Genomic DNA, 13,136 nt, shown 5'->3' with positions numbered 1-13,136 from the left:
AGTTCAGCTTTCACCTGGTGGAGATTTGATAGCAAATACAATGGGTTGTATTTTTGCTTTAACAAATTCTTCATTATTATCCGTTTGTTTATCTCTGGTTAAACCGTTTATTTATATTTTATTTATTTTATGCTTTTTAGGCGTCAGTCAAAAAAGCCTAGCACTTACAGCACATAGTATAAATGTCATTATTGGTAATAAACCGAAAGTTGTCGATATTGAAGGGGCATCGAAAAAACATGGTTTTACTGTTAATGGTGTTTTATATAGTTCAAATACCAATAACTTAAGTGACACACAAATCAATCAGTTTGATGGTAATTTAACAATTAAAGACTTTATTATTAAAGATTATGCAATGAATGATTTAGATGTGATGGCTAATTATGATGATACCGATGGTGATGGCATTCGCAATAATACTCCGTTCACCGTAGAAGAAACAAATTATAGCTGGTTTGATAATAAAGGGATAAAAATCGAAAATAATGAAAAAATAATTGGTTGTGGTAGTGGTATTTCCATGCCGTTAACTTTAACTATTACAACTAAAGTAAAAACCTATTCCGAATATGGTATTCCTAATGAAAGCGAGTATGTTGATATCACTCAAAAATACAAAATTATGGCTAAACCTGAAATCTGTTATGCTAAACCTTATGGAATGATACTGTATCCACAATATGTTTGGGGAAGTGTTAGACCAGTACCATATCAAGGAAGTCTTGATTGTCTTTTATCTGGTTATGCTGAGCATGAATTTGAATCATCGCTTTTTGATGACAGTAAACACTGGGTTAATGGTTGGAATTATGATAATAGTCGAGTAAGGGATAGCTATTGTGGTGGAGGTTATGATGCTAAGGTTTTCGATCCTAATAATGGTTTTAAAGTATCGGTGGTACCGCACTTTCCAACAACTGGTTTTCCGGGAGCAAAATTTCAATTAGTCATGACTGGTCATCAAGATGATTTTGAATATACATTTTCGGCAAGTCCAAATGATAGTATTACGGTTGATAAACAAGGTTATGTTATGTTGATTAAAAAACCGATAGGTCCTGTTACAATAACTGCAAAATTTAAACATGATCGACAAGTTCCTGAACAAAACTATACTTTCAATTTAACCGGTATATGGGCAGTACCATATGGGAATGACTATTATACTTATCAGCAAACAGTCAATTTATGTGGTGGAGAAGCGAATATTCCGTCAAGGGCTGAAATGTCAAATTCTCCAAATGCACCAATGTCATGGACAGAATGGCCACTTGAATGGGATGCCTTTACTCGTACTATAGGACAAGGACTTTTGAGCGAATGGGGTATGACAATTAAGAATACTTACCCTGATTCAAATTGGTTTAGTGGATTTTTGTGGTTTTATTCTCGAGATCAATATATTGATCCTGTGAGTGATTCAGACTATTTTATGGATAGATTTGCTATTGATGCTTGGATTGGGCAGATTAAAGTTTACAAAAAATCAAACGATTTACATGCAGTTTGTAAACAATAAAAAGTTTATTGAAAAATATTATTAATTAAATGAAAACATGCAAGTACTCTACCATTTACTCTTCTTTATTTTTGAATTTGAGAATAAAGAAGAGGATTATTAAGTTGCTAAATGCACAACAAAAATGTTTTACGCAAGCGTAAGCTTTATTCAGAAAAAGCTAACATCTAAATAAACCCCAAATACAACAAACGCTTTTATAAAAAACTGAAAAATTTTGTGTAAAGGGTATATTTTTCTTAAAAAAAATGGCATTATTTAAACCGACATAGCTTGATTTATCAATCAAGTTTTAGAACTACCAAGCTACTCGTATTATTTATGTGAAAATAAGTAATAAACCGATCCACAAATATTAATGCAATTCTTAATTTCAAAGTACTATAAGAGCGTTTAATTCGTCATAAAGATATCAATAGTTGTATTGTCAAACATAAAATAAGTTTTTGGTTATTCTGTATTTGCCTGCTTAATTAATATTTATTATTGGTATTGTTATATCTTGATTACTGAATTTTTTAACAATTTAAAATTTCTGTTGGTGCTTTATTTTTTATAAAAACATAAGGTGGAGCCTTACAAATGTTAAAATACAGTCGGTTAATGACATATCTATACGCTACTAGAAAATTAGCGACTAATTTCGGGATTAAATCTGCAAGATATACCACAAGATTTCATATTCGATATTACTCATTATTTCATTTACTTAATCAATATTCCAAAAGGCTACTATTAACGCAAAGATTATATGATTTTAGTCGTTTAATCTTTATTGTTAATATTATTCTGGCGACTAATGCTTATGGTTTAAATGTAATTAATATAACGACATCCAACGCCATTCAGGGCCACGAACCCTATTTTACTATTGATAATGGTTCCAGCAAACTAGATAAGTTTGATGATTTTTTTTGGATCACTTTATCAGATGGTACAACTATCCAAGCTTCACAAGATACTTCTAGCTTCAATAACCCGATAGAATTACCATTAGACATGGAAACCTTTGCTAGTATCAAAACTTTTGTTCCTTTATCTAGTGCCGGTGATGCCAGTTATCCCAAATTAGATATGGCGGAGTTGTTAAAAACACCTTATAGTTATTTTGGTGATGATGATGGTGACGGTTACGATACTACTGGAGAAATTACCGCCACAGCAACAGGTAATCTCAGTTTAAAGTGGGAATCGCCGTATCCTGGGCAATCCACCTTTTATGACATTACGCCAATAGTTCAACAAAATATCAATGCATTAATGAATAACTGTAATGGCCCGTATAAATTAACCATCACTGCCAGTGATACCACATTAATCACACCTTATGGTGATCCCCAACAAAACACTATTCCCTCTAGTAGCCATTCTTATTACATCAAACCGAATAAATTATTAGCAACGACTTGTTATGCTCAACCTAGTTTGGTTTATCATAATCAAATTCTTCCATCAGGAGGTTATGACGTATCAGGTACATTATGGGACGAAGGTTTTTCATCTAATGATGGAGGAATAACACGTATACCAGGTAGAGGATATAAAGTTATAAGTGCCTCAAATAGCGGTGATTATGATGGTGCAAATCAGATAATTAAGAACAACTTTCCCAGCACTGGCTCTCATGGGCTCTATTTTTACTTAATATTTGGTGGTATAGATCCTCAAACTGTCTTAAATGCTAATGGCCAAACAGTAAACGCAGAAGAAGGGGGAAATGTGACCTTATCACTGAGTGCTGGCTCGACTGAGAAATGGGAATATTTCGGTGGTTCCTTTGGAATAATCGAACCTGCTTTAAAAGTAAAGTTAAATGGTCCACGTTACAATTCAAATGATAAACTATTTAGGCCATCCACTTTTAAAATATATCTTGATAGGGCTAAAACTAAGTTACTGTATGAATTTAGATTAATGCGATGGTACATTCCTCAACCAGTTGTCAATTATGCCAAGAGTACATCGTCTTTGTCTGAAGTTATTGCTGCTCAAAATAAGGCTAAAGAATATTGTAGCAATTTTGGTTTTGGTTATCGTTTGGCTGAAGTGAATGATTATGTCAATACACTGAGTCCAAAAAATGGATGGAATATTGGTATCCCTAATCGCAATGGTACATGGTATTCTCGTCAGTTAAGTTATCGAGATAATGGACAATGGATCGGTGGAATTAATAGCGAATGGGGATGCATGGTTAATGATTGGAATGCGACAACGCAATATTCACTTCAGTGCTCAGGCTATTCTGGTAGTGATTGGGATTCCTATTATTACTTAACCGCCAGTCAAGCAAGCAATGCAACCGTATCAGCCAATAATGGCAAACCAATCATTAATCATTTGAATTTTGGTATACCGCTTGTGTATGACTTTAACCAATATGGCGATATATACCGTGTTGCTTGTGTAACACCTTAGTCTTAAATTAAAAAATTAAGCAAAGTCTATTTGTTAATTTTCTATTTTTTTAACTGTAAATAGAACATTCATGGCAGCGGAAAAATTGACAATTATTAAATTTATTTTCAAATGAGCTTCAATTTCAATAATATTATAAATATGAAGGTTATACAAAATGTTATGAAATGTAATCATTATTCAGTTTATTAAAGTTGTTTAGTAATGCTTAATTAGTCTATATATAGGACATTGAAATGGGGTTTTGATTTTGTTATTTTGTTGCGTTTTTAAACATGAATAGGAAATAACATATGAAGAAAGCATTAGTAACACTCTCAATAGTTATGTCGTTAACTGGCTGTAAAGTCGAGCTAGCACCAATAGTAAATCTAAGTGACATTAACAGTGAATCGGCTAAAACAGTACAATCAAAATTAATTGTTGAAGTTATGTCATGTAAAAGTTATGAAGATTCAAGACAAGAGTCATCAGATGTAAAGGATGCTAAAGAAGCTATTGCTAAAGTGTTTAATAATGCTAAATATATTGAATGTTATACTGAAAAAATGGATTCAAAAGCGTTATTTGAAATTCCGATTACGGTGGGTGGTAAAAATTCAGTTGATGGTATTCAAATTACCAATACGGATATTGGCGGTGGAATGGTAATTAAAATGTCAGATAATTTAAAACATAATTTTGAACGTCAAAAAAAAGCATCATTTATTGATATAAATCCACTAATAAAAATAACCATAAATAATGACATCAATAAAGATCAAGATATTGTTGTTCATGGTATTTTGGCAAATAATAAAACTTACCTTCCTTATTCATGGTATAATATAAAAGCAAATGAAAATCAAATATTTAATCTATCTGATGTTTCGGTATCTTCGTTGATTCAAAATGGGGAAACGCTGGTATATGAAGATTTTGATAAACGTGTTGAGATAACAAAACCAGAATAATAAATAGTCAAAAACCCTCATCAGAGGGTTTTATATTATCTTAACTGAATCAGTTTTGACGATCTTTTAGCTCAATTATTAAAATAACCATATGAAAAATATTTAATTATAATTATTTTTGCATGGTAATTAAAATAATTACTGTAACAGGTGAATATTAATAGTAGAAAATTTCCTTTATTTTTTAGCAAAAGCTTTTGATAAAACTTAAATAATCAGAGTTAGTTAACTATTTTTCATAAAATCATGAGCGCCAGCCAGAAATAATAACCACAGTTCCCAATAAAATAATACCCGCGCCAATTAAGTCAAAACTAGACAATTTAACATTATCAACCAATCTAAGCCAAATCATTGATACGATAATATAGATACCGCCATAGGTAGCATAAATACGGCCACTTGCTTCTGGATGTAATGATAGTAACCAAGCAAATAACATTAAACTTAGTATAGCTAATCCCAAAAAACAATGAGATGCTGTTTTTTTGAACCAAATATAGACACAATAGCAGCCAAAGATTTCAGCTAAAGCAGTTAAAAAGAAAAGACTAATAATTTTCAGCATAATGTAATCCTAAAAGAATCAATATAACTATTTTATCATAATGCATTGTGTTACTTGTTGGCAATTTACAGGCATGCATTTATCATTGAAAAGTAATATGCTAAAGATTATTTATTATCGATTGGGGTAATACCGACCCAAGAGGAGAAAAAATTCCTATGTATATTAAAGTTACAAGCATGGGATAAGATAACTAAGCAATACCAAAAAGTTCCATTTATTCTTTATCCAGGTAAATAATTATTTACATTATTCTAAACCGCTTATAAAGCGGTTTAGAATTGATTACCGAGATAAAAAACTGACAACAAATTAAATTCTTCTATTTAAAAAATCCCACAGCAAATTCCCCCCAAAAAAATTAAGAAGAGGGGTTTTTAATCATAGTTAATCCTATATTGCTTGGTCTTTCTGGTTAAAAATTGAATCTATATCAAATTAGGCTATAATGCCGCATCGTTTAATTTTTGTTATTAAAGATGAATATTGGTTTTATTGGCGCAGGTAAAGTGGGTTGTACTTTGGCTAAATATTTTAGTCTTTGTGGTCTGCAAATTACTGGTTTTTATAGTCGTGATTATCAACAAACACAAGCGGCAAGTGAATTTATTGGTAGTGAAGCATATTTAATTTTATCTAACTTAGTAGAGGATTGTGATTGTCTATTTTTGACAGTGCCGGATAGTCAAATTAGTTCTGTATGGCAAGAGCTTAGTCGATTGCCGATTGAGAATAAATTAGTTGGCCATTGCAGTGGTTTGCTGACATCGCAGTTATTTACTATCGATCATATTGTTCATCCTTTAGCATTTTCGCTACACCCTTTATCGGCAATTTATGATCGTTTTATCTGCTACAAGGACATGGCTAAGGTATCTTTCACTTTAGAAACCAATAATCCCTTAGCATTAGCTAAATTACAACAGATGTTATCACCTTTGGTTAATGCGATAGCAATATTATCGGCAGAACATAAAGCGCTTTATCATGCTGCTTGCGTTATGCTAAGTAATCATGTCATTGCCTTAGCTCAAGTTGGCAGTGATATGTTGGCATGGTGTGGTTTAGATCCCCACTTTTGCCAACAAGCATGGCATGATCTATTTTTAGCGAATGCCAAAAATATTTGTAATGTTGGTACTATAAATGCATTAACAGGTCCGGTTGAACGCAATGATGCAAATACTATAAAACAACATTTACTCAACTTACCTGCTGATATAAAACCTTTATACCAACAATTATCGATAGTATTACTTAATCTTAGTCGGCAAAAACATCCTAATAGGGACTATCATCAATTAGAACTGGAGCTGTTACCTTGAAAAATACAATTCTAACTTTACAACAACGCAAACAAAATCAACAAAAGATCACCATGTTAACTGCTTATGACTACACAACGGCAAAATTGATGGACGATAGCGGTGTAGATTGTTTATTAGTTGGTGATTCATTAGGAATGGTGATGCTAGGTTATGAAAGTACGGTTTCTGTCACCATGGAAGATATGATTCATCACTCTAAAGCTGTGGCAAAAGGCGCTAAAAACGCGTTAGTTGTGACGGATTTACCGTTTATGTCTTACCATGCTTCTATTTATGATGCTGTACATAATGCTGGCCGTTTGATTCAAGAAGGCAATGCACAGGTTGTAAAACTAGAAGGGGGGCGAGCATTTTGTGAACATATTAAGATGATTGCTCAAGCATCGATTCCCGTTATTGCCCATATTGGTTTGATGCCACAATCAGTATTAGCATTAGGCGGTTACAAAGTACAAGGTAGAGATTACCAAGCGGCTAAAGATATAATTTTGGATGCATTAGCAGTTGAACAAGCCGGTGCTACAGCTATTTTACTCGAATGTGTACCTGCCGATTTGGCTAAATTTATTACTGAACTTGTTAGCATACCAACGATCGGTATTGGTGCTGGTCATGGTTGTGATGGTCAAGTGTTAGTTTATCAAGATATGTTGTCAATGTATGATGGCGTATCATCTAAATTTGTTAAATCTTTTGCGCCAATCGGTGATCAAATGAAGCAAGCATTTGCCGATTATTGCCAAGAGGTAAAACAGCAACAATACCCAGCATCAATGCATGAGTTTGCCATTGACGGTGAGATTATGATTCAACTCAAATCTGAATTTTCAAAATAGCCAGAAAGGATAATAATTGTGAAAGTTGTAACAACAATTGATGAAGTTCGTCAGCAGGTTAAATCGTGGCGTAAAAACGGTGCAACCATTGGTTTAGTACCAACTATGGGGTATCTGCATGAAGGTCATCAGAGCTTAATGGCTGCGGCTAAACAAGATAATCAAAAAGTGATTGTCACCATTTTTGTCAATCCAATGCAGTTTGGCCCGAAAGAAGACTTAGCCAGTTATCCTCGTGACTTAGAACGCGACAAAAACGCCTGTCAACAAATGGGGGTTGATTTGATTTTTTGTCCATCAGCCAGTGAAATGTATGATGCCAATTTTAATAGCTATGTGAATGTTAATGGCCTAACTGATGCGCTTTGCGGCAAAAAGCGACCCGGCCATTTTAAAGGCGTTTGTACTGTGGTTACTAAGTTATTTAATATCACGCAACCTGATCGAGCCTATTTTGGTCAAAAAGATGCTCAACAACTAGCTGTTATTCAGCGTATGGTAAGTGATCTTAATGTTGACATCGAAATTATCGGTTGCCCAATTGTGCGTGAAAGTGATGGACTAGCTAAAAGTTCTCGCAATAGCTATTTATCGCAATATGAACGTTTAGCCGCTATCTGTTTGTATCAATCAATCGAGTGTGCCCAGCAAATGATTCAAACCGGTGAAAAATCAGTACAAACCATCTTAACCGCGATGAAGAATATTATAAATGCACAGCCGTTAGCTAAAATTGATTATATTGAATTTGTTGATTATGCAACATTAACCGCGGTTGATCGTTTAAATCAAGATAGTTTATGTGCTTTGGCGGTTTATATTGGTAAAACCAGATTGATTGATAACTTTATTTATCATCATTAGTATTTACTATTCAAATTGTTCATAACGTTAAGACCACTTACTAACAAGTGGTTTTTTTATACTAATTTCATTGTTATCTGATTTAAATTTGATTTAATCAAACACTTTATTCGTCTAGTAATTTATTGTTAAATCATTTTACGGTAGAATAATCACATTTTTATGCCTTGAATTAGGATTGATAGCTTTATTATGAAAAACACGACTTATAATCCACAAGAAATCGAACAACCTATTTATCAACATTGGGAGGAAAGTGGTTACTTTAAGCCTAATGGTGACAAATCTCAGCCAAGTTATTGTATTGCTATTCCACCACCAAATGTAACTGGTAGTTTGCATATGGGACATGCTTTCCAACAAACCATTATGGATGCGCTAATACGCTATCATCGAATGCAAGGCAATAATACACTATGGCAATCTGGCAGTGATCATGCCGGCATTGCAACGCAAATGGTGGTAGAACGTAAAATTGCTGCTGAAGAAAACAAAACTCGTCATGACTATGGTCGTGAAGCTTTTATCGAAAAAATTTGGCAATGGAAAGCAGAATCAGGTGGTAGCATTACTAAACAGATGCGACGTTTAGGCGATTCGGTTGATTGGGATCGTGAACGCTTTACTATGGATGAAGGTCTCTCAAATGCGGTTAAAGAAGTTTTTGTAAGACTTTATCAAGAAGACCTAATTTATCGTGGTAAACGCTTAGTTAACTGGGATCCTAAATTACGTACCGCAATTTCTGATCTTGAGGTAGAGAATCGTGAAGTAAAAGGTTCAATGTGGCATTTACGTTATCCACTAGCGGATGGTGTTAAAACTGCAGAAGGCAAAGATTACCTAGTTGTCGCTACAACTCGTCCTGAAACATTATTTGGTGATACTGGTGTTGCCGTTAATCCAGAAGATCCTCGTTATAAAGATTTGATTGGTAAATTTGTCATATTACCATTTGTTAATCGCCGAATTCCGATTGTTGGCGATGAACATGCGGATATGACAAAAGGTACTGGCTGTGTAAAGATTACTCCTGCACATGACTTTAATGACTATGAAGTTGGGCGTCGTCATCAATTACCAATGATTAACATCTTAACTTTTGATGGTGACATTCGTGCTCAAGCTGAAGTGTTTGATACTAATGGTGAGCCAAGTACTGCACACACAACCGATATTCCGGCACAATTCCAGAATTTAGAACGCTTTGCTGCGCGTAAATTAGTTGTTGCGCAGTGTGAAGCTCAAGGTATTTTAGAAAAAATTGAACCGCATGACTTAACTATCCCTTATGGCGATCGTGGTGGTGTGGTAATCGAACCTATGTTAACCGACCAATGGTATGTGAGAGCAAAAGTATTAGCGCAACCAGCTATTGAGGCGGTAAAAAATGGTGATATCCAATTCGTGCCTAAACAATATGAAAATATGTATTTTTCATGGATGAATGATATTCAAGATTGGTGTATTTCACGACAATTATGGTGGGGACACCGAATTCCAGCTTGGTATGATAACCAAGGCAACGTCTATGTTGGTCGTGATGAGGCTGAAGTTCGCCGTGAAAATAATCTTGCAGCAGACATCGAATTGTCTCAAGATGACGATGTTCTTGATACATGGTTTTCTTCAGCACTATGGACATTTTCAACTTTAGGGTGGCCAGAAAAGACTGATGATTTAACTACTTTCCATCCAACTAATGTGCTAGTGACAGGTTTTGATATTATTTTCTTCTGGGTTGCTAGAATGATTATGATGACCATGCATTTCATTAAAGATGAACATGGTAAACCACAAGTACCGTTTAAAACGGTATATGTGACAGGGCTAATTCGAGATGAAGAAGGGCAAAAAATGTCTAAATCTAAAGGTAATGTTATCGATCCTTTAGATATGATTGATGGTATTTCACTTGCTGATTTATTAGAAAAACGTACTGGTAATATGATGCAGCCACAATTAGCGGAAAAAATTGCTAAACGTACAGAAAAACAGTTCCCGAATGGTATTGAAGCGCATGGTACTGATGCCTTACGTTTTACCTTAGCCGCGCTTGCATCTACTGGTCGTGATATTAATTGGGATTTAAAACGTTTAGAGGGTTATCGTAACTTCTGTAATAAACTATGGAATGCCAGTCGTTATGTACTGATGAATACCCAAGACCATGATTGTGGCTTTAATGGTGGAGAGTTAGATTATTCATTAGCGGATAAATGGATCTTGGCGGAATTTAACCAAACCGTGAAAACTTATCGAGAAGCATTCGATACTTACCGTTTTGATTTAGCTGCTAATATCCTATATGAATTCACTTGGAATCAGTTCTGTGACTGGTATTTAGAGTTAACTAAATCAGTATTGGCAAATGGTGAACAGAATCAGCAACGTGCTGCTCGCCATACCTTAGTAACGGTACTTGAAGCCTTACTACGTTTGGCTCATCCAATCATTCCATTTATTACTGAAGCTATTTGGCAAAGTGTCAAACCACTAATGGCAATCAAAGCTGATACCATTATGTTACAACCAATGCCAGCATTTGATAGCAAATTAGTTGATGATAAAGCGGTTGCCGATATCAATTGGATTAAAGACGCTGTCATTGCGGTTCGTAATATCCGTGCTGAAATGAATATAGCACCAAGCAAACCATTACAGCTATTGATTAGAAAAGCATCACCAGCTGTACATCGTATAATTAGTGACAACGTCACGTTTATCGAGTCATTAGCAAGATTATCAGAAATTGTCTTGTTAGATGAAGGTGATGTAGGGCCATTATCAGTCACTAAATTGGTTGATGGCGCCGAACTCCTCATTCCAATGGCTGGACTTATTAATAAAGAAGATGAGCTAGCTCGTCTTGAAAAAGAAATCGCTCGTATTGATGGTGAAATTGCGCGTATTGATAATAAATTATCTAATGCTAGCTTTGTAGATAAAGCTCCAGCAGCGGTCGTTGCGAAAGAGAAAGAAAAACAACAAGGCTATATTGATGATAAAGCAAAATTGCAAGAGCAGCATGCAGCCATAAAAAGTCTTTAACAACTTGAATAAAAAACCTCTCATATGAGAGGTTTTTTTATCTAATTAAACCGTTAACTAATCTTGAAGTAATCAAAATGGCAATGGCCAATGGCATTATCTGCTTCAGTTGCGGCAAAAATTCCTACTTTAGCACCCACCCATTTACCTTTTCCAGCAGCGAAGCTAGGTTCAATTAAAATCCAGTCTGTTTCATGATCTTTATAGTAAAATTGACAGATACCATTCAAACCGACTTCGACTTTAAGTTGACAATGCTCTGAAGATAATTGAGTGATAATTTGTTGATATTCGTCAACTTGACCTGAATCTTTCATCCACCCATATCGATAATAAAGCTTATACTGCCCATTATTATAACCGACCATAATTGCTGCATAACGTTCACCATAAACGATTAAACCGCCCAAATCACCTGTTTGCTTAGCATTCATTCTAAGTTGAGTTTGCGCCGTAAATTGCCATGCTGAAAATTTTTGCAGTAATAAGTTTGCTGCAAAATAGAGTGTTTGTTGTTGATGACGAATAGGTAATGGATAACAACTTAAGGTTAATCCTTGATCACTTGCTATTAGCCAATCTGGATTAGGATTAGCCTGCCATTGCCACTGTAAACCAAATTTACCATGCTGGAAATCGTCACTTGTTTGTATTCTATACTCTTCTGAGTGATGGGACACAGTTGGTTTTTTATATGATAATACCGGTTGTCCTGTAAAGTCATTATTGATACTCTCACCAATGCGAGGCCAATCATCATCACCCCAATACATTGGTTGTAAATGAACAATACGACCATATAAATGCGCATCTTGGAAATGTACAAACCAGCACTCATTGTTGTCCAATTCGATCCATCCACCTTGATGAGGGCCATTGATTGTCGTATTGCCTTGAAATAGCACATTGCGTGCAGTCCAAGGGCCAGTTAAATCACGGCTACGTAACACTGATTGCCAGCCATTTTCAACACCGCCAGCAGGTGCAAAAATGTAATACCAACCATTGCGCTTATAAAGTTTTGGTCCTTCAAGTGTCGGTAAATCAGCGGTACCATCATAAATAATTTGACCTTCGCCGATTAATGTTGACCCATCGTTGGCCATTTCAAACAGCTGCAATTTATGTTTTACACCACAACGACTTTGCGCAAAGGCATGCACTAACCATGCTCGACCATCATCATCCCAAAATGGACAAGGATCAATCCAACCGAGTGCTGGTTGTAAGCAGTGTGGTTTGCTCCATTCACTCCAAGGATCAGTGGTATAAGACATAAAAATACCTTCATCAGGGGTACTAAAAAACACCCAAAGTTTTTCATCATGATAGCGAATCGATGGCGCCCAAACTCCTTTACCAGGTTGGACTGCATCATAACCGGGTAAGTCAAGTGCATCAAAAACATGATTGATAATTTGCCAATTTACCAAGTCTTTTGAGTGTAGGATCGGTAATGCTGGCATATGGTTAAAGCTAGATGAAACCATAAAGAAATCATCATTTACTTTGACAATATCGGGATCGGAATAATCACCGCAGATAATAGGATTTTGGTAATAATCTAAACTCATATAATTAACCTTTAATTGTAAC

9 protein-coding genes are annotated in these 13,136 nt (G+C 35.0%); 7 read left to right on the top strand and 2 right to left on the bottom strand.

Features of this window, described 5'->3' with window-relative positions; all coding sequences use genetic code 11:
* Window positions 1-40: 40 nt before the first annotated feature.
* From AC5LWZ_RS07870 to AC5LWZ_RS07860, 3 genes are all read left to right on the top strand, one after another.
* On the top strand, window positions 41-1,522 hold the full coding sequence (locus AC5LWZ_RS07870) for a hypothetical protein (RefSeq protein WP_493463422.1): 1,482 nt from the start codon (window positions 41-43) through the stop codon (window positions 1,520-1,522).
* Window positions 1,523-2,104: 582 nt separating this feature from the next.
* Window positions 2,105-3,940, top strand: coding sequence for a hypothetical protein (locus AC5LWZ_RS07865; RefSeq protein WP_493463421.1), 1,836 nt, complete (start codon window positions 2,105-2,107; stop codon window positions 3,938-3,940).
* Between the two features lie 293 nt (window positions 3,941-4,233).
* Window positions 4,234-4,893: a DUF7424 family protein gene (locus tag AC5LWZ_RS07860; protein WP_294884364.1), complete on the top strand. Its 660-nt coding sequence runs from the start codon at window positions 4,234-4,236 to the stop codon at window positions 4,891-4,893.
* A gap of 244 nt (window positions 4,894-5,137) precedes the next feature.
* Here AC5LWZ_RS07860 and AC5LWZ_RS07855 read toward each other — a convergent pair whose 3' ends face one another.
* Window positions 5,138-5,461: a YnfA family protein gene (locus AC5LWZ_RS07855; RefSeq protein WP_086364555.1), complete on the bottom strand. Its 324-nt coding sequence runs from the start codon at window positions 5,459-5,461 to the stop codon at window positions 5,138-5,140.
* A 479-nt stretch (window positions 5,462-5,940) separates the two neighbouring features.
* Here AC5LWZ_RS07855 and AC5LWZ_RS07850 point away from each other — a divergent pair, with 479 nt between their 5' ends.
* The 4 genes from AC5LWZ_RS07850 to AC5LWZ_RS07835 all read left to right on the top strand — a co-directional run bounded on the left by AC5LWZ_RS07850 (window position 5,941) and on the right by AC5LWZ_RS07835 (window position 11,540).
* Window positions 5,941-6,786, top strand: a complete 846-nt coding sequence (locus AC5LWZ_RS07850) for a Rossmann-like and DUF2520 domain-containing protein (protein WP_493463420.1) — start codon at window positions 5,941-5,943, stop codon at window positions 6,784-6,786.
* On the top strand, window positions 6,783-7,625 hold the full coding sequence (panB, locus tag AC5LWZ_RS07845) for a 3-methyl-2-oxobutanoate hydroxymethyltransferase (RefSeq protein WP_110447740.1): 843 nt from the start codon (window positions 6,783-6,785) through the stop codon (window positions 7,623-7,625). Before AC5LWZ_RS07850 ends, panB begins: the two co-directional genes overlap by 4 nt.
* A gap of 18 nt (window positions 7,626-7,643) precedes the next feature.
* A complete protein-coding gene (gene panC, locus AC5LWZ_RS07840; RefSeq protein WP_493463419.1) occupies window positions 7,644-8,489 on the top strand; it encodes a pantoate--beta-alanine ligase in 846 nt (281 codons plus the stop codon).
* A 192-nt stretch (window positions 8,490-8,681) separates the two neighbouring features.
* The gene (locus AC5LWZ_RS07835; protein ID WP_493463418.1) at window positions 8,682-11,540 is read left to right on the top strand and encodes a valine--tRNA ligase; all 2,859 of its coding nucleotides are present in this window, start codon (window positions 8,682-8,684) and stop codon (window positions 11,538-11,540) included.
* 53 nt (window positions 11,541-11,593) lie between these two features.
* On the opposite strand, the gene AC5LWZ_RS07830 is transcribed toward AC5LWZ_RS07835, so the two are convergent.
* Entirely contained in the window at window positions 11,594-13,114 is a 1,521-nt protein-coding gene (locus tag AC5LWZ_RS07830) for a glycoside hydrolase family 43 protein (RefSeq protein WP_493463417.1), read from the bottom strand.
* Window positions 13,115-13,136 lie beyond the last annotated feature (22 nt).

This window comes from Gilliamella sp. LMG 34362 (assembly GCF_984569125.1).
The sequence above is the reverse complement of the archived record's forward strand: the minus strand, read 5'-3'. Positions and strand labels throughout refer to the sequence as shown.